Annotated in this window: 16 protein-coding genes and 2 tRNA genes; 2 read left to right on the top strand and 16 right to left on the bottom strand. The window is 50.7% G+C overall.

Features of this window, described 5'->3' with window-relative positions; translation table 11 throughout:
• Nucleotides 1-80: 80 nt before the first annotated feature.
• From nlpI to rlmE, 15 genes are all read right to left on the bottom strand, one after another.
• Nucleotides 81-965 carry a lipoprotein NlpI gene (gene nlpI, locus J1C60_RS02505; protein WP_128178578.1) on the bottom strand — a complete coding sequence of 295 codons (885 nt, stop codon included), beginning with the start codon at nt 963-965 and terminating at the stop codon, nt 81-83.
• A 123-nt stretch (nt 966-1,088) separates the two neighbouring features.
• Nucleotides 1,089-3,215: a polyribonucleotide nucleotidyltransferase gene (gene pnp / locus J1C60_RS02500; RefSeq protein WP_128178579.1), complete on the bottom strand. Its 2,127-nt coding sequence runs from the start codon at nt 3,213-3,215 to the stop codon at nt 1,089-1,091.
• Nucleotides 3,216-3,524: 309 nt separating this feature from the next.
• Nucleotides 3,525-3,794, bottom strand: coding sequence for a 30S ribosomal protein S15 (gene rpsO / locus J1C60_RS02495; RefSeq protein ID WP_128178581.1), 270 nt, complete (start codon nt 3,792-3,794; stop codon nt 3,525-3,527).
• A 108-nt stretch (nt 3,795-3,902) separates the two neighbouring features.
• A complete protein-coding gene (gene truB, locus J1C60_RS02490) occupies nt 3,903-4,847 on the bottom strand; it encodes a tRNA pseudouridine(55) synthase TruB (protein ID WP_128178582.1) in 945 nt (314 codons plus the stop codon).
• A 43-nt stretch (nt 4,848-4,890) separates the two neighbouring features.
• Entirely contained in the window at nt 4,891-5,292 is a 402-nt protein-coding gene (gene rbfA, locus J1C60_RS02485) for a 30S ribosome-binding factor RbfA (protein WP_128178583.1), read from the bottom strand.
• Between the two features lie 66 nt (nt 5,293-5,358).
• A complete protein-coding gene (gene infB / locus J1C60_RS02480; protein ID WP_128178584.1) occupies nt 5,359-8,034 on the bottom strand; it encodes a translation initiation factor IF-2 in 2,676 nt (891 codons plus the stop codon).
• 17 nt (nt 8,035-8,051) lie between these two features.
• A complete protein-coding gene (nusA, locus tag J1C60_RS02475) occupies nt 8,052-9,539 on the bottom strand; it encodes a transcription termination factor NusA (protein ID WP_128178585.1) in 1,488 nt (495 codons plus the stop codon).
• A 23-nt stretch (nt 9,540-9,562) separates the two neighbouring features.
• Nucleotides 9,563-10,015: a ribosome maturation factor RimP gene (rimP, locus tag J1C60_RS02470; RefSeq protein WP_154324464.1), complete on the bottom strand. Its 453-nt coding sequence runs from the start codon at nt 10,013-10,015 to the stop codon at nt 9,563-9,565.
• A 212-nt stretch (nt 10,016-10,227) separates the two neighbouring features.
• A tRNA-Met gene (locus tag J1C60_RS02465) sits at nt 10,228-10,304 on the bottom strand.
• 59 nt (nt 10,305-10,363) lie between these two features.
• Nucleotides 10,364-10,450, bottom strand: a tRNA-Leu gene (locus J1C60_RS02460).
• Nucleotides 10,451-10,507: 57 nt separating this feature from the next.
• Complete coding sequence (gene secG, locus J1C60_RS02455) at nt 10,508-10,840, bottom strand: preprotein translocase subunit SecG (protein ID WP_128178587.1); 333 nt, start codon at nt 10,838-10,840, stop codon at nt 10,508-10,510.
• A gap of 237 nt (nt 10,841-11,077) precedes the next feature.
• Nucleotides 11,078-12,412 (bottom strand): phosphoglucosamine mutase, encoded by a 1,335-nt coding sequence (gene glmM / locus J1C60_RS02450; RefSeq protein ID WP_128178588.1) that lies wholly within the window; start codon nt 12,410-12,412, stop codon nt 11,078-11,080.
• A 7-nt stretch (nt 12,413-12,419) separates the two neighbouring features.
• Nucleotides 12,420-13,253, bottom strand: a complete 834-nt coding sequence (folP, locus tag J1C60_RS02445; protein WP_128178589.1) for a dihydropteroate synthase — start codon at nt 13,251-13,253, stop codon at nt 12,420-12,422.
• A gap of 209 nt (nt 13,254-13,462) precedes the next feature.
• Nucleotides 13,463-15,397 carry an ATP-dependent zinc metalloprotease FtsH gene (ftsH, locus tag J1C60_RS02440; RefSeq protein ID WP_128178590.1) on the bottom strand — a complete coding sequence of 645 codons (1,935 nt, stop codon included), beginning with the start codon at nt 15,395-15,397 and terminating at the stop codon, nt 13,463-13,465.
• Nucleotides 15,398-15,576: 179 nt separating this feature from the next.
• Nucleotides 15,577-16,206: a 23S rRNA (uridine(2552)-2'-O)-methyltransferase RlmE gene (rlmE, locus tag J1C60_RS02435; protein ID WP_128178591.1), complete on the bottom strand. Its 630-nt coding sequence runs from the start codon at nt 16,204-16,206 to the stop codon at nt 15,577-15,579.
• A gap of 128 nt (nt 16,207-16,334) precedes the next feature.
• Between rlmE and yhbY the strand changes: the two genes are divergently transcribed.
• Entirely contained in the window at nt 16,335-16,628 is a 294-nt protein-coding gene (gene yhbY / locus J1C60_RS02430; RefSeq protein ID WP_128178592.1) for a ribosome assembly RNA-binding protein YhbY, read from the top strand.
• Nucleotides 16,629-16,774: 146 nt separating this feature from the next.
• Here the strand turns inward: yhbY and greA are convergent, their stop codons facing one another.
• Nucleotides 16,775-17,251: a transcription elongation factor GreA gene (greA, locus tag J1C60_RS02425; RefSeq protein WP_128178593.1), complete on the bottom strand. Its 477-nt coding sequence runs from the start codon at nt 17,249-17,251 to the stop codon at nt 16,775-16,777.
• Nucleotides 17,252-17,558: 307 nt separating this feature from the next.
• Here greA and dacB point away from each other — a divergent pair, with 307 nt between their 5' ends.
• Nucleotides 17,559-18,992, top strand: coding sequence for a serine-type D-Ala-D-Ala carboxypeptidase (gene dacB, locus J1C60_RS02420; protein ID WP_128178594.1), 1,434 nt, complete (start codon nt 17,559-17,561; stop codon nt 18,990-18,992).
• The last annotated feature ends 4 nt before the right edge of the window (nt 18,993-18,996 follow it).

The following is an 18,996-nucleotide window of genomic DNA, read 5'->3' as shown; positions in this document are numbered from 1 at the left end:
AGATGATTTGACGAACAAAAAGGCCCTCACCCGGTAAGGCGATGACATTTTATAAAAAAACGGGCTGATATGTTCGTCAGCTATTGCTGGTCAGATTCTGTTAAATCGTCTTGTGTCTGGCCTAACAGCGCCAGTTCCAACAATGCGTATCGGTGCTCAACGAAGTTGTTTACGTTGTTAGCGACCGCCAGTTTGAACAACGCTTCTGCGTTGTCCTTCTCCCCCAGACTTAGGTAGTACTTACCTAAATAGAAGTTGGTTTCACTGAGATGTTCAGCGAGCGAGGTGTTATCCGTTGCGTCCGCCTTGAGACGTTCCATTAGCGTTTTTTCGCTAATGTTCCCCAGGTAGAACTCGACAATATTCCATCCCCATTGGTCCCTTGCCGCCTTAGCGTAACGCTGTTTAAGCGAAACGTTAGCCTTATTTGCATCCATCTCACGTTCAGTAAGATAGAGCCACAGACTACGGAAAGGATCGTTAGGATCGTCTTGATAAAACGCCAGCAGATCATCTTGCGCTAGCGGGAATCGACCACCGTAATAGAGGGCGATACCACGATTTAAATGCGCATAATTGTAAGTTGGATCAAGCTCAAGTACAGAATCAAACGCTTCATAGGCGGCATCAAAATTGCCCGCCTGCGTTAGATATATCCCTAAGTAGTTGAATACTTCAGGCATATCCGGTCTGATCGCCAGCGCTTGTGAAAAATCATTTCGCGCTAATGCTCTCAAACCTAAACTATCATACAACACTCCGCGCTCATATAATAGCTGTGCGCGTTCATCATCGGTTAAAGCCCGACTGGCAAGTATTTGTTCCATGCGCGCCAGGATCACTTCCTGTTGCAATGTGGGCTGCAGCGGAACCGCCAGAACATCGTTCTTACGCCAATCCGAGTTGCTGCATCCTGCCAGCGTGATAGCTGTCGCAACGAAACACCAGCGCAAAAAAGGCTTCATTTCCCACTCCCGAAAACAAACATTGGGATGAGCATCCTGTCATCCGCCTGTCGTGCACAAGGTTTCCCGACCTCGCGATGAAACACAGTCCCCACGCATGCGCGGGGACTTATGGTCAACTCTTTACTCAGCGTCAGGATTAGCTGCTGCTGTCTCAGGTTGCTGCTGTTCTGTCGCTTCTTTGATGCTCAGACGCACGCGGCCCTGACGATCAACTTCCAGAACCTTAACCGGTACTTCCTGACCCATTTGCAGATAGTCTGTGACTTTCTCAACGCGCTTATCGGCGATCTGAGAAATATGCACCAGACCTTCTTTGCCGCCACCGATTGCCACGAAGGCACCGAAGTCAACAATACGGGTCACTTTACCGTTATAAATACGGCCAACTTCGATCTCAGCAGTAATCTCTTCAATACGACGGATAGCGAATTTCGCTTTATCACCGTCGGTCGCAGCGATCTTCACGGTACCATCATCTTCAATTTCGATGGTTGTACCGGTCTCTTCGGTCAGCGCACGGATAACCGAGCCGCCTTTACCGATCACGTCTTTGATCTTGTCCGGATTAATTTTAATAGTGTGAATGCGTGGAGCAAATTCAGAAATATCGCCGCGCGGCGTGCTGATAGCCTGTTCCATCACGCCCAGGATGTGCAGACGCGCACCTTTGGCCTGGTTCAGTGCAACCTGCATAATTTCGCGGGTGATACCTTCGATTTTGATGTCCATCTGCAGCGCGGTAATCCCTTCACGGCTACCCGCTACTTTAAAGTCCATGTCACCCAGGTGATCTTCATCACCCAGGATATCGGACAGTACCACAAACTTCTCACCTTCTTTCACCAGGCCCATTGCAATACCGGCAACTGCCGCTTTGATAGGCACACCTGCATCCATCAGTGCCAGAGAAGCACCACAGACGGAAGCCATAGAAGAAGAGCCGTTAGATTCAGTGATTTCAGATACCACTCGAACGGTGTACGGGAAATCTTCCGGTTTAGGCATCATCGCCAATACGCCACGTTTCGCCAGACGACCGTGACCAATTTCACGACGCTTAGGCGAACCGACCATACCGGTTTCACCGACGGAGTATGGAGGGAAGTTATAGTGGAACAGGAAGCTGTCAGTACGCTCACCCATCAGCTCGTCCAGATTCTGTGCATCACGCGCCGTTCCCAGTGTGGCGGTAACCAGCGCCTGAGTTTCACCACGCGTAAAAAGCGCTGAACCGTGAGTACGCGGCAGCACACCGGTACGTACATCCAGACCACGGATCATGTCTTTTTCGCGACCATCAATACGCGGCTCGCCATTCAGAACGCGGCTACGCACGACGTTCTTCTCAATAGCATGCAGAATATCGCTGATCTCACCATCGTCGAGGCTCGCGTCTTCAGCCAGCAACGCCGCGGTAGTTTCCGCTTTGATCACGCCAACTTGCTCATAACGCTCTTGCTTCTCAGTGATGCGATAAGCATCGCTAAGGCGTGATTCAGCCAGCGCAGCAATACGGGAAGTCAGCACGTCGTTCACTGCTTCAGGCTGCCAGTCCCAGCGAGGCTTGCCCGCTTCAGCGACCAGTGAATTAATGTTTTCAATAACAACCTGTTGCTGCTCGTGGCCATAAACGACCGCGCCAAGCATCTGATCTTCGCTCAGTACGTCCGCTTCAGATTCAACCATCAGCACAGCGCCCTGCGTACCGGCAACCACCAGATCCAGTTTGCTTTGCTTGATTTCATCGCTGGTCGGGTTCAGAACATACTGATCGTTGATGTAACCAACACGTGCTGCACCAATTGGGCCATTAAAAGGCAAGCCAGAGAGACTCAGTGCCGCAGACGCGCCGATCATCGCAACGATGTCCGGGTTAACCTGTGGGTTAACGGAAACCACGGTGGCAATAACCTGGACTTCGTTGATAAAACCTTCAGGAAACAGTGGACGAACCGGACGGTCAATCAGACGCGCGATGAGAGTTTCGCCTTCGCTTGGACGACCTTCACGGCGGAAGAAACTGCCAGGAATACGGCCAGCAGCGTAGGTACGCTCCTGATAGTTTACGGTCAGAGGGAAGAAATCTTGACCTGGCTTGGTTTTTTTCTGGCCAACAACGGTGACGAATACCGCAGTGTCGTCCATGCTTACCATGACGGCAGCCGTTGCCTGGCGTGCCATCATACCGGTCTCAAGAGTGACGGTATGCTGACCATATTGGAATTTACGTACGATCGGATTCAGCAAAATAATATCCTTTACGCTAAGCATGCACTTTCATCGTGCCATGCCGTGGATTTTCAACCCTCATTTGCATCCTCGCGACTAATGACAACCTTTAATCCAGCCCCGTGGATAAAGCCTCTCATTAGCCGCGCGAACCTCTGCAACTGAAGATCACGCTTAGCAACAATACCTTAGTTTGTTCAGAATTGCTGCCAGTTGCCTGAAAAAAGGGGCCATAAAGGCCCCCTTTTAGCGAAACTCGCACGAATCTGTTCATAAGCACGCTTGCAGCAGTTTAACGCTGACAATGCCCTGAACAGATTCTCAGACTTAGCGACGCAGACCCAGACGCTCGATCAGGCTGGTGTAACGTGCAACGTCTTTACGCTTCAGGTAATCCAGCAGTTTACGACGCTGGGAAACCATGCGCAGCAGGCCGCGACGGCTATGGTGGTCTTTTTTGTGCTCAGAGAAGTGACCCTGCAGATGATTAATCTGTGCGGTCAGCAATGCAACCTGAACTTCAGTAGAACCACTATCGTTCGCGTCACGACCGAAATCAGCAACGATTTGTGCTTTAGTTTCAACACTTAGAGACATAATACCACTCCAAATTTTAAGATAAATGTACAGGTGCCGATCTCTAATTCAGCGACCCAATGTAAAGCCGCATTATTCTACTCTGAGCCACCCTGTTTCGCAAATGGCTCAGTCAGAATATTCTACGACCAGACGACGTGGTGCAACGCGTCCATCGTCATCAATTTCTGCCATACCAATAAACTTGTGCGCTTCACCTTCTGTTACCCTGACAAGCCCACTCATCGGTATACCAGAAGCCTGTACCGGCTGTCCCTGCTTGAAATAAGCAGCCACTACCGGCAGCAAATTGACTTCGGGAAAAGCCGCTGCAGGGCTATCCATCGGCATCAGTAACACATCAAGTTTTTCAGCTGGTGAACACGCTTGCTGCTGAGCCGCTTCAACCAGTTCGGTTAAGTGCTCAAGTGTCACCATTTCACTGATGGGATAACGTGCGACCTGTAAACGACGCAGCATACTCACATGCGCACCACAGCCCAGCTTTTCGCCTAGATCATCAATGATGGTACGAATGTAGGTACCTTTGGAACAGTGGATTTCCAGCTCCAGTTCATGACCTTCCCAGCGGATAAATGTGAGTTCATACACCGTGATGCTACGGGCTTCACGTGGGACTTCAATTCCCTCGCGAGCATATTCATATAGCTTACGGCCCTGATACTTCAGCGCCGAATACATTGATGGGACCTGCTGTGTTTCACCACGAAATCCATCAAGCGCCGCGTCCAGCATCTCCTGACTAAAGGTAACGGGGCGTTCGCTAATCACGGTACCGTCAGCATCGGAGGTATCAGTACGCTGCCCCAATCGAGCGATAACCCGATAACGCTTATCCGAATCAAGAAGGTATTGAGAAAACTTGGTGGCTTCACCCAGACAAATCGGTAGCATGCCGGTCGCCAAGGGATCAAGAGCACCAGTATGCCCCGCCCGGTTGGCATTGAAGATACGCTTCACTTTTTGTAGCACATCGTTTGATGACATGCCCTGCGGTTTATCCAGCAGCAACACGCCGTGTATATCGCGGCCGCGACGACGAGGGCGGCTCACAAGACCCACTCCCACAGCGGAGTGCGACAGGTGTAAGGCATGCTTACTCCTCCTCGTCGTCTTCCGAAGAAGAACGACGTTCGGCGTCGTTTTTCACTACGTTAGTGACGAGGTTAGACATCCTCATCCCTTCAACCAGCGAATTATCGTAGAAGAAAGTTAATTCCGGTACGATGCGCAACCGCATCGCTTTGCCCAGCAAGGTACGGATATAACCTGAGGCATCACCCAGCGCACGTAATCCCGCTTTAATGGCGGCTTCGTCTTTATCATTCAGGAAGGTCACAAAGACTTTGGCATAGGCCAAATCGCGTGATACCTCAACGCCGGAGACGGTAACCATCATGCCCAGACGCGGATCTTTAATCTCACGCTGCAGAATAGTCGCGATCTCTTTCTGTAACTCCTGAGAGACGCGCTGTGGGCGACCAAATTCTTTCGCCATAATAAACTCCTAAATAATTCGGGAGGCACAACGGCCTCCCAAAAATAGTCCCGACTCGCGAAACTTTTACGCGATGGTACGCTGGATTTCGATAATTTCGAACACTTCGATCATATCGCCAACGCGGACATCGTTGTAGTTCTTAACGCCGATACCACATTCCATACCGTTACGAACTTCATTAACATCGTCTTTAAAGCGACGCAGAGATTCCAGCTCGCCTTCATAGATCACCACGTTATCACGCAGTACGCGGATCGGGTTGTGACGTTTGATGTTGCCTTCGGTAACCATACAGCCTGCGATAGCACCAAATTTTGGTGATTTGAATACATCGCGCACTTCGGCCAGGCCGATAATCTGCTGTTTGTATTCCGGCGCCAGCATACCGCTCATCGCCTGCTTCACTTCGTCAATCAGGTTATAGATAACGGAGTAGTAACGCAGATCCAGACTTTCAGCATCGATAACGCGACGCGCAGAGGCATCCGCACGAACGTTAAAGCCCAGGATGATCGCGTTGGATGCTGCAGCCAGTGTGGCGTCGGTTTCGGTGATACCACCTACGCCAGAACCCACAATCTTCACCTTCACTTCGTCGGTGGAGAGCTTCTGCAGTGAATCGGAAATCGCTTCGACAGAACCCTGTACATCGGCTTTCAGTACGATGTTCAGCTCGGACACTTCGCCTTCAGTCATGTTGGCGAACATATTCTCCAACTTCGACTTCTGCTGACGCGCCAGCTTAACTTCGCGGAATTTGCCCTGACGGTAGAGAGCAACTTCACGCGCTTTCTTCTCATCACGGACTACGGTCGCTTCGTCACCGGCAGCAGGCACACCAGACAGGCCAAGGATCTCAACCGGAATGGATGGACCTGCCGTCAGAACTTCACGGCCTAATTCGTCGCGCATCGCACGCACGCGGCCATATTCGAAGCCACACAGTACGATATCGCCTTTGTTCAACGTACCTTCACGCACCAGGACGGTTGCTACAGGGCCACGACCTTTATCCAGGAAGGATTCGATGACTACACCGCTTGCCATACCCTGACGGACAGCAGTCAGTTCCAGAACTTCAGCCTGTAACAGGATGGCGTTCAGCAGGTCGTCGATACCGGTACCGGCTTTCGCAGAGACGTTAACAAACATGTTTTCACCGCCCCACTCTTCCGGGATGATGCCATACTGAGTCAGTTCGTTCTTAACGCGATCCGGATCGGCTTCGGGTTTATCAACCTTGTTTACCGCAACCACTACCGGCACCTTCGCAGCTTTCGCATGCTGGATAGCTTCGATAGTCTGTGGCATCACGCCATCATCCGCAGCAACCACAAGGATAACGATATCGGTCGCCTGAGCACCACGTGCACGCATCGCAGTAAACGCGGCGTGGCCCGGGGTATCAAGGAAGGTTACCATCCCGTTATCAGTTTCAACGTGGTAAGCACCGATATGCTGGGTAATCCCGCCCGCTTCGCCAGAGGCGATTTTAGTTGAGCGGATGTAATCCAGCAGTGACGTTTTACCGTGGTCAACGTGGCCCATAATGGTCACGACTGGCGCACGCGATTCTAACGCCGCATCAGTATCACGATCGCTCATTACTGCTTCTTCCAGCTCGTTCTCGCGGCGCAACGTCACTTTGTGACCCATTTCTTCCGCAACTAGCTGAGCAGTTTCCTGATCGATAACCTGGTTGATGGTCGCCATTGCGCCCATTTTCATCATTACTTTGATGACCTGGGAGCCTTTCACCGCCATTTTGTTTGCCAGCTCAGCAACGGTTACCGTTTCCCCGATGATGACATCGCGGTTAACAGCCTGAACGGGCTTGTTAAAGCCCTGCTGCAGAGTACTTGGCTTACGTTTGCCTTTACCACCGCGAACGGCTGCACGCGCTTCTTCACGATCGGCTTTCGATTCGGAATGCTTGTTGCCTTTCTTCTGACGAGCGGCCTTTACAGGGCGGCTACGGCGTTCACCTTCAACCTTACGGTCATTCTCATCTTCAGCCTGACGCGCATGCTGAGAAGTGGTGACGTGATAGTCGGAGGTATCTTCCGGCTCGTCAGAGGCTTCAGTCCAACTGCTGCCTTTCTCTTCAGCCATTTTACGAGCTTCTTCGGCCACGCGTTTGGCTTCCTCTTCGATTTTGCGACGGGCTTCTTCTTCCGCTTTACGTTTCAGTTCAGCGGCTTCGGCCTCGCGGCGGGCTTTCTCAGACTGATTAGCCCGGGTAACTTCGTCGGTATGTTGATTGCTCACTTTATCTTTTTCCGCTGCTTCGCGTTTCGCTTTGTCGGCGGCCTCACGTTTGGCTTGCTCTTCGGCATCGCGCTTCGCTTTTTCTGCTGCTTCGCGTTTAGCCTGTTCTTCAGCTTCACGATGGGCCTGTTCTTCCGCTTCACGCTGCGCCTGCGCTTCTGCTTCAGCCTGATCAGCATCAGCTTCGCCTTTTACGTAGGTGCGCTTTTTGCGGACTTCGATTTGCACCGATTTACTTTTACCCCCGGTGCCAGGAATATTCAAGGTGCTGCGCGTCTTGCGCTGCAACGTCAGCTTACTTGACACGCTGCCGTGTTCACGATTCAGGTGCGTCAGTAAGGTTTCTTTTTCCTGCTGGGTTACAGAGTCAGTTTCAGATTTCCGGATCCCTGCATCAGCAAACTGCTGTACCAGGCGTTCTACCGGGGTCTGAATCTCTGCGGCCAGCGATTTTACGGTTACATCTGTCATGCTGTTCCTTCCTGTTATTACGCGTCGTCGCCGAACCAACAGATATTACGTGCAGCCATAATCAGCTCACCGGCCTGCTCATCGCTCAGGCCTTCAATATCAGTCAGGTCGTCAACACCCTGCTCGGCAAGATCTTCCAGCGTACAAACACCTTTCGCCGCCAGTTTAAACGCCAGTTCGCGATCCAGACCTTCCAACGCCAGTAAATCATCTGCAGGTTTGTTATCGCCAAGGCTCTCTTCTTTTGCCAATGCCAGAGTGGTCAACGCATTTTTCGCACGGTCACGCAGCGCTTCTACCATATCTTCATCAAGTCCGTCGATTTCCAGCAGTTCATTGATTGGGACATAAGCAAGCTCTTCCAGTGAGGAAAAGCCTTCTTCAACCAGAACGGTGGCAAATTCTTCGTCGATGTCGAGGTATTTGGTAAAGACGTCAATAGCTGCGTGTGCTTCAGCCTGATGTTTGGCTTGCAGGTCATCAACCGTCATCACATTTAACTCCCAGCCACTCAACTGAGCGGCCAGACGCACGTTTTGACCATTACGACCGATCGCCTGAGCCAGATTTCCAGCTTCAACAGCGATATCCATGGTGTGGTTATCTTCATCCACGACGATAGATGCGACGTCGGCTGGTGCCATCGCATTAATCACGAACTGCGCCGGGTTGTCGTCCCACAGCACGATGTCAATACGTTCGCCGCCCAGCTCGCTGGAAACCGCCTGAACGCGTGCACCGCGCATACCTACGCAAGCGCCAACGGGGTCGATACGCTTGTCATTGGTTTTTACAGCAATCTTAGCTCGCGATCCCGGATCGCGGGCAGCGGCCTTGATTTCAATAACTTCTTCACCGATTTCCGGCACTTCAATGCGGAACAGTTCAATCAGCATCTCTGGCTTTGAGCGACTGACAAACAGTTGCGCACCACGCGCTTCCGGGCGAACAGCGTACAATACACCGCGGATACGATCGCCAGCACGGAAGTTTTCACGCGGCAACATATCTTCACGGATAATAACCGCTTCCGCATTGCTGCCGAGGTCCAGCGTAATATTGTCACGATTAACTTTTTTCACCACACCAGTGATGATTTCACCTTCATGCTCACGGAATTGATCGACCACCATGGCACGCTCAGCTTCACGTACTTTTTGTACGATAACCTGCTTGGCCGTTTGGGTAGTGATACGGTCAAAGGTGACAGATTCAATCTGATCTTCGACATATTCACCAAGATTAAAGGCTTCATCTTCGTAACGTGCGGCTTCAAGCGTGATTTCACGTGTTGGTTGAGTCACTTCATCGACGATAACCCAACGGCGGAATGTATCAAAATCACCACTTTTACGATCGATGCTAACGCGAACATCGATCTCTTGTTCGTATTTTTTCTTGGTCGCTGTTGCCAGTGCGCTCTCCAGCGCTTCGAAGATCTTCTCACGCGGGAGTGATTTCTCGTTGGAAACTGCTTCTACAACAGCCAGAATCTCTTTGTTCATCCTAGGTGCCTCAATCTGGACTTTCAAAAGTGGGGGACCAGGTTCGCTTTCTGGATGTTGCTCAGCGCGAACACTTCATCGCTACCCTCGACGGTAACCGTGATCATTTCACCTTCTACGGATTTAATGATGCCCTGCCATTTGCGGCGGTTTTGCACGGCCATACGCAGTACCAGGCTGGCTTCCTCACCAATAAACTGTGTGTAATGCGCGGCGGTAAACAGGGGGCGCTCAAGGCCCGGTGAGGAAACTTCAAGGTTATATGCCACGGTGATGGGATCTTCAACGTCCATCACGGCGCTGACTTGATGGCTGACATCCGCGCAGTCATCAACATTGATGCCTTCTTCACTATCAATATAGATGCGCAACGTAGATGTACGGCCACGAATGAACTCAATACCGACCAGTTCGTAGCCAAGCGCCTCTACCGGTGCTGAAATCAGCTCTGTTAATTTCTGCTCTAATGTGGACAAGCCCACCCCCAAGACATAAAAAAAGGGCTTAATAGCCCAGTATTGCGATTGCCTAATAACAAAAAACCCCGAAATATTCGGGGCTTAATGCGACTGGACCCTGTACGCCGCAATAGCGGCTCGGTACACAATCCAAAGAATTTTTTTCAAAACTCGCTGCAAATGCGCCGGAGATGCATACAGTATATTTGAAAAAGAACTCTAAGGGAAAGTGGTTGCGGGGGCCGGATTTGAACCGACGACCTTCGGGTTATGAGCCCGACGAGCTACCAGGCTGCTCCACCCCGCGTCCGAAAACGTGGCGAATATTACGCCGAACATGCATAAATTGCAAGTAATACTGAGATTTGGTACCGAGGACGGGACTTGAACCCGTAAGCCCAATCGGGCACTACCACCTCAAGGTAGCGTGTCTACCAATTCCACCACCTCGGCACTTCAAGATTGCGACTTTTTTATTTCTGTCGCGTCGAAAACGTAACGATTTATTACTTACTGTGGGATATCGCTACTCGGTGCTGCTGGTTTTGCTGGCGCACTCTGTTCAGACTGAGCTGGCTGCGATAAATTTTCCCACTCGCTACCTTTCGCCGTTTTGTTACTATTAAGGTTACCCAGAATCAAGCTGATGATGAAGAACAGCGTAGCCAATACTGCGGTCATACGGGTCATAAAGTTACCAGAACCGTTAGAACCAAACAGCGTAGCGGAAGCGCCTGCACCAAAGGAGGCTCCCATATCAGCGCCTTTACCTTGCTGCAGCATAATCAGACCGATAAGGCCCAGTGCCACAATAAGGAAAATTACCAGAAGAGCTTCGTACATAATCAACCTGTTTCCTTGCGCGTTTATCGCGCATTAATAGCTTCAAACCAGTAAATGAATGTCGTCATCAACACCCACCAGAAGCGGGTGTGAATACTAACCAAAGCCACCTGCCCGTGCAAGCGCAATTTTACCTGTGCCAACTGATTGCAGAAAAAAACGGCAAAAGAGATATTTTTGCCTGTATTTTGTGCAACTTACCGGGCAGAACGGTGAGCAATCTGCCCGGCAATAAACTCAAACTGCTTTTACCGCGTCAGCGATGCGGTGAGCTAACGCAGTTACCTGCGCTTCATCCTCGCCTTCAACCATTACACGGATCAGCGGCTCAGTACCTGATTTACGTAATAGCACGCGCCCACGTCCATGGAGCGATTTCTCCACTTCTGCCGTCACCGATTTTACCGTCGCATCCTGCAACGGATCGGTATCACCACTAAAGCGAACGTTAACCAAAATTTGCGGTAAGAGTTTCATACCGCTGCAAAGATCATGCAGGCTCATATGATTGCGCACCATGGCGGTAAGCACTTGCAAACCGGCAACGATACCGTCACCCGTAGTCGTCTTATCAAGCAAGATGACATGGCCTGAATTTTCCGCGCCCAGGCGCCAGCCTTTTTCCTGGAGTTTTTCCAGCACATAGCGGTCCCCCACCTTCGCGCGTGCAAATGGTATACCGAGCTGCTTCAGCGCCAGTTCAAGGCCCATGTTGCTCATCAGGGTTCCCACGACACCCCCGCGTAGTTGCCCCTGCCGCAGCCCTTCACGCGCAATGATATACAGGATTTGATCGCCATCGACCTTATTCCCCAAGTGGTCGACCATCATAATACGATCGCCATCGCCATCGTAGGCCAGCCCGATATCGGCTTTTTCCGCCAGTACGCGTTCCTGCAGCATACGAACGTCTGTCGCACCACACTCTTTATTAATATTCATGCCATCAGGCTGGCAGCCCACAGCAATCACATTCGCGCCCAGCTCACGTAATACATTCGGTGCAATGTGATAAGTCGCGCCATTTGCGCAGTCAACGACGATTTTAAGGCCATTAAGGCTCAGCTCACTGGGAAAAGTCCCTTTGCAGAACTCGATATAGCGCCCGGCCGCATCCACAATGCGGCTCGCTCGACCTAACTCAGCAGATTCAACGCAGGTAAGCGGTTTTTCCATTTCGGCTTCAATCGCTTCTTCGACATCGTCTGGCAGTTTAGTGCCATCAATCGAGAAAAACTTGATGCCATTGTCATAAAACGGATTATGTGAAGCGGAGATCACGATACCCGCCTCGGCACGGAAAGTTCGGGTTAAATAAGCGACGGCAGGTGTAGGCATCGGACCAGTAAAGGCCGCAGAAAGGCCTGCTGCCGCTAACCCCGCTTCCAACGCCGACTCCAGCATATAGCCTGAAATGCGAGTATCTTTGCCGATGATTATTTTCTTTGACCCATGGCGTGCCAGTACCTTGCCAGCAGCCCAGCCTAATTTCAGCACAAAATCAGGTGTGATTGGAGATTCACCCACTTTGCCGCGGATGCCATCGGTACCAAAATACTTACGATTACTCATAGCGTTACTATTCCTTCGCTGATCGTGTCGCTTCGACAACTCGCATCGCCTCGACGGTTTCTTTAACGTCATGTACCCGCACAATGTGCGCACCCTGCATTGCGGCAATGACCGCGCAGGCAATACTTCCGGTCAGCCGCTGTGACGGGCCGACATTCAGCAGTTGCCCAATCATACTTTTACGCGACATACCCACTAACAGAGGGAGGCCAAAATGGTGGTAATCGGCCAGATGTGCGAGTAGTTGATAATTATGAGTGAGATTTTTACCGAAACCGAAGCCGGGGTCGAGCAGCAACTGCTCTTTTTTCATGCCGGCAGCGGTACAACGTGCAATATGCAGGGCAAAAAAATCGTCAACCTCTTGCAACAGATTCCGATAGTGTGGAGCCTGCTGCATCGTACGTGGCTCCCCTTGCATATGGGTCAGACAAACCGGTAGCCCCGTTTCTGCGGCAGCAGCCAGTGCTCCGGGTTCTTGCAGAGAGCGGACATCATTAATAATGTGAGCACCTACTTTTGCTGATTCTCTTATAACGTCAGGCTTGGACGTATCAACAGATATCCAGACCTCGAATCGCTGCGCAATAGCTTCAATCACCGGCAGTACCCGATCCAACTCCTCCTGGACGCTTACGTATTCGGCTCCAGGTCGCGTTGACTCGCCCCCGACATCAACGATTGTCGCGCCTGCATTAATCATTTCATTTGCATGTGTCAGCGCCTGGACAAGCGTGTTATGCGTACCGCCGTCGGAAAAGGAATCGGGAGTAACATTTAAAATACCCATCACGTGAGGATGTGACAAATCCAAAGCCGAGTCTCTGGCATACAGCTTCATTCCTGCGTCTCCTGATTATGCGCCCGTAAATCAATCATAAACGGCACTATTCTTAAACCGAATGGTAAACGGATCAACGCTATTATACGCGCTGTAACTGCTCGCGCGCATAATAGCGAAAATGTGCATATGAAAGAGAGTGCGTTATAACAGGCAAAAAAAAACCGGAGAACAAGTCTCCGGTTTTCTGAGAGCGACCACTTCAGTGATTACTTGTCTCCAAACTGCTCGGACATGGTATTGCCCGGATTTGGTGTACGTGGTTCATCAACCGGACGTGGCGCCTTTGGCGTACCATTATTGTCTGAATTGTTACTGCTGCTCGGATCTTCCCAACCCGCAGGCGGACGCACATCACGGCGGGCCATCAGGTCATCAATTTGCGGAGCATCAATGGTTTCATACTTCATTAGTGCGTCTTTCATCGCATGGAGTATGTCCATATTTTCATTCAGAATACGACGGGCACGTTGATAGTTCTGCTCAATCAGTAATTTTACTTCCTGATCGATAATACGCGCAGTCTCATCAGACATATGCTTGGCTTTCGCGACAGAACGTCCAAGGAAGACCTCGCCTTCTTCTTCCGCGTACAGCAAAGGACCTAGTTTCTCTGAGAAGCCCCACTGTGTGACCATGTTACGCGCAATACTGGTTGCAACTTTAATATCGTTAGAGGCACCGGTAGAAACATGTTCAACACCGTAAATAATCTCTTCCGCCAGACGGCCGCCGTAAAGTGTGGAAATCTGGCTTTCCAGTTTCTGACGGCTGGCACTGATTGCGTCGCCTTCAGGCAGGAAGAAAGTGACACCCAGTGCACGTCCACGCGGGATAATAGTCACTTTATGTACCGGGTCGTGCTCCGGGACCAGACGCCCGATAATAGCATGTCCTGCTTCGTGGTATGCGGTTGACTCTTTCTGAGACTCAGTCATGACCATAGAGCGACGTTCAGCACCCATCATGATTTTGTCTTTAGCTTTTTCAAACTCAACCATAGAAACAACGCGACGGTTACCACGAGCGGCAAATAACGCAGCTTCGTTGACCAGGTTAGCCAAATCAGCACCAGAGAAGCCTGGCGTACCACGTGCAATCACGGATGCATCAATATCCGTCGCCAGCGGGACACGGCGCATATGCACTTTCAGGATTTGCTCACGTCCACGTACGTCTGGCAGCCCCACGACAACCTGACGGTCAAAACGACCTGGACGCAACAGCGCAGGGTCAAGAACGTCTGGACGGTTAGTCGCCGCAATTACGATGATGCCTTCATTACCTTCAAAACCATCCATCTCAACCAGCATCTGGTTAAGTGTTTGTTCACGCTCATCGTGTCCCCCACCTAAGCCTGCGCCACGCTGACGGCCTACGGCGTCAATTTCATCAATAAAGATGATACAGGGCGCGGCTTTTTTGGCCTGCTCAAACATATCGCGCACGCGGGATGCACCCACGCCAACGAACATTTCAACAAAGTCAGAACCTGAAATAGTGAAGAATGGCACCTTAGCTTCACCCGCAATCGCTTTTGCCAGCAAGGTTTTACCGGTACCCGGCGGGCCAACCATCAGCACACCTTTCGGGATTTTACCACCGAGTTTCTGGAAGCGGCTTGGTTCGCGCAGGTATTCCACCAACTCACTCACTTCCTCTTTTGCTTCGTCACAACCTGCAACATCAGCAAAGGTCGTTTTTATCTGATCTTCTGTCAGCATGCGGGCCTTGCTTTTGCCAAAGGACATGGCGCCCTTTCCGCCGCCGCCCTGCATTTGACGCATAAAGAAGATCCAGACACCAATCAACAACAGCATTGGGAACCAGGAAATAAAGATCGATGCCAGCAGGCTCGGTTCTTCTGGTGGCTCACCGACAACTTTTACATTTTTGGTCAACAGGTTATCGAGCAACTTGGGATCGTTGACAGGGATGTAGGTCGTGTATCGATTACTGTCTTTTTTGGTTACGTTGATTTCACGCCCGTTAATACGTGCCTCGCGGACCTGATCCTGGTTCACTTCCGACAGGAAGGTTGAGTAATCAACCCTACGGCCATTCGACTCGCTGGGCCCAAAACTCTGGAATACAGACATCAGCACGACTGCGATGACCAACCAGAGAATCAGGTTTTTCGCCATGTCACTCAAGGGATTAACCTCATATTACAACTGTGTTAACAGACAGCGTAGGGTACTATATATCCATCATACTTGGAATCGCAGTTGCGGGACTGCTTTTGCTCACCTGAATATCTTATCGGTGTAAGCGCATCAGGATTGACTCCCGTGTCACCTTGTTGCGATACCAATTACTTTGGTTATAGTTTGCGCCCTGTCGCTACAATGTACACTTCACGCGAACGTGAGCGCGAAGCGTCCGGCTTACGAATTTTCACTTTCGTAAACAGGGAGCGAATTTCCCGGAGGTATTCATCGAAGCCATCTCCCTGAAACACTTTCACTAAAAAACTACCGCCGGGTGCCAGAACATCACGACACATCTCGAGCGCCAGTTCAACTAAATACATCGACCGGGGAATATCAACGGCAGGCGTTCCGCTCATGTTAGGTGCCATATCTGACATCACAACCTGAACTTTTTCCTTACCGACACGTTCCAGCAGCGCATTAAGCACTAATTCTTCACGAAAATCGCCCTGAAGGAAATCGACACCGACGATAGGATCCATCGGTAATATATCACAGGCGATAATCCGACCTTTTGACCCAATCTGCGTTACCACATACTGGGACCAGCCCCCCGGCGCAGCACCGAGGTCAACAACGGTCATCCCTTGCTTAAACAGCTTGTCACTTTGCTGTATTTCGTCAAGTTTAAACCAGGCGCGCGAACGCAGCCCTTTTTTCTGTGCCTGAAGCACATATTTATCGCTAAAGTGTTCCTGTAGCCAGCGGCTGGAACTGGCCGAACGCTTTTTACCAGTCATACAAATTTCCAACTATTCTTCATCATAAGCGATAAATAAACCGCCCAAAACGGTTCTGCCGTTTGGTGATACACCAGAGATGGCGGTAGAATGACCCGTTTTCAATCCCAATGTAAGTAAAAAATACGATGAATCTAAGTACCAAACAAAAACAGCACCTGAAAGGCCTGGCCCACCCATTGAAGCCTGTCGTTATGCTTGGCAACAATGGTCTGACCGAAGGTGTACTGGCCGAGATCGAACAGGCACTCGAGCACCATGAACTCATCAAGGTGAAAATCGCGACGGAAGACCGTGAGACGAAAAACCTGGTGGTTGAAGCCATTGTACGCGAAACGGGTGCCAATAACGTGCAGGTCATTGGTAAGACGCTGGTGCTTTATCGTCCTTCCAAAGATCGCAAGATTTCGATACCGCGTTAATGACGCTTATGCGTTGAAGCATCTCGCCATCAGCATTAGGCTTCGATGGTGGCAAAGTGCCATGCTCTTGCATCAGATAAAAGGCCGCATCGCGGCCTTTTTCCTTTCTTTACAATACTCCGGGGTTTTTCATCGCGGAGTAGAAATCAGATATATTCTATCTTCAAAATTTCATAGTCGACATCGCCGCCCGGCGTTTTAATGACCACGACATCATCGACTTCTTTACCAATAAGGCCACGCGCCATAGGTGAATTTACCGAGATCAGATTCTGCTTAAAGTCAGCCTCGTCATCGCCCACGATGCGATAAGTGAATTCTTCATCGCTATCCACATTCAGCACGCTAACCGTGGAACCAAAAATGACGCGCCCGTTGGCATTCATTTTAGTCACGTCGATCACCTGAGCATTGGAAAGCTTTGCTTCGATCTCCTGAATTCGGCCTTCGCAGAAGCCCTGCTCTTCACGCGCCGCATGGTATTCAGCGTTTTCTTTCAAGTCACCATGCTCACGTGCTTCCGCAATTGAGGCAATAATTCTGGGGCGTTTAACGGTTTTCAGCTCTTCAAGCTCTGTACGCAGCCTTTCTGCGCCCCTTAACGTCATCGGAATTTGGTTCATCTCAATACCTCTTAATCTATACCTTAAATCATTCAAGCTGCAGGGCGGCGGCAAACTTGTATATGACAGGCATATCCTGTTTAAAGTGTCGTCATCCTGACAGGTTGACTGCAGAAAAAAGCGTTCTGCGGCGCTTGCCTCTGAATCGCAAACAAAAGAAACCTGACCCGGAGTTTATCCCCAGGCCAGGATCGGTTTTGCATTTTGATACGCATTTTAACCCAGAGTTCCCTATGGGTCATCGTTTACTTTACACCTCAATGCACCGTAGTATGACACCTCATTTACTGCCAGCTACCGCGAGATTATGCGATTTTCACGACTTGTTACCGGATTAACCTTCGCGTTTATGCTGCAAGCAAACGCTGCTCCTGTTGAAGAATACAGCCAATATTTGCCCGACGGCGCGAACTTGGCCCTGGTGGTACAAAAAATAGGCGCAACAACGCCACTCATTGATTACCACAGTCAGCAGATGGCCCTCCCGGCGAGCACCATGAAGGTGGTCACTGCGCTTGCCGCTATGCTCCAACTGGGGCCGGATTATCGTTTTCATACTACGCTTGAGAGCCGCGGTACCCTCTCAGGCGGTACTCTGAATGGCGATCTCACCGCCCGCTTTGGTGGCGATCCAACGCTAACTCGCCAGGATCTACGTAATATGGTCGCCGTGTTAAAAAAGCAGGGCGTACAGCATATCAAGGGAAATCTGGTGATTGATACGTCAGTCTTTGCCAGCCACGATAAAGCACCAGGCTGGCCATGGAACGACCTGACACAATGTTTCAGTGCTCCCCCAGGCGCCGCAATTGTGGATCGCAACTGTTTCTCCGTTTCGCTTTATAGTGCGGCTAAACCTGACGATAATGCATTTATTCGCGTGGCGTCTTATTACCCAGTCAATATGTTTAGCAACGTGCGTACGCTGGCGAAAGGCTCGCCCGATGCACAGTATTGTGAACTTGACGTAGTGCCTGGCGAACTGAATCGCTTTACGTTAACCGGTTGTATGACGCAGCGCTCAGAACCTCTGCCGCTGGCATTCGCTATCCAGGATGGCGCCAGTTACGCCGGTGCGATCCTGAAATCTGAACTGCAAGATGCCGGCATCGACTATTCCGGTCATCTGGTCCGTCAGACACGCGTCACCTCACCAGGCACCGTATTAGCGCAAACGCAATCCGCGCCATTGTCGAACTTGCTGAAAACCATGCTGAAAAAATCAGATAACATGATTGCTGATACCGTTTTCAGGACGATTGGTCATGAGCGCTTTGGCGTACCAGGAACATGGCGCGCTGGCTCTGACGCCGTACGCCAGATTTTGCGCCAGAAAGCGAATATCGATCTGGGTAACAGCATCCAGGTCGATGGCTCCGGCTTATCACGCCACGATTTGATCTCTCCGGCAACCATGATGCAGGTCCTGCAATACATTGCCCAAAACGATAGCCAGCTAAATATAATTTCGATGCTGCCTTTATCTGGTTATGATGGCACTTTACGTTACCGCGCAGGTCTACATGAGGCTGGCGTTGATGGAAAACTGTCAGCGAAAACGGGTTCTCTTCAGGGGGTCTATAATTTAGCCGGCTTCCTGACAACCGCCAGTGGTCAGCGCGTTGCTTTTGTGCAGTATCTTTCAGGTTATGCTGTACCGCCGCAGGATCAGCGCACGCGTCGTATTCCATTGGTACGTTTTGAGAGCCGCCTTTACAGAGACGTTTATCAAAATAATTGAGTAC

Source organism: [Pantoea] beijingensis (assembly GCF_022647505.1).
In the GTDB taxonomy this organism is placed as follows: domain Bacteria; phylum Pseudomonadota; class Gammaproteobacteria; order Enterobacterales; family Enterobacteriaceae; genus Erwinia; species Erwinia beijingensis.
Note: the sequence above shows the minus strand (reverse complement) of the source record. Positions and strands in the feature narration are given on the sequence as shown.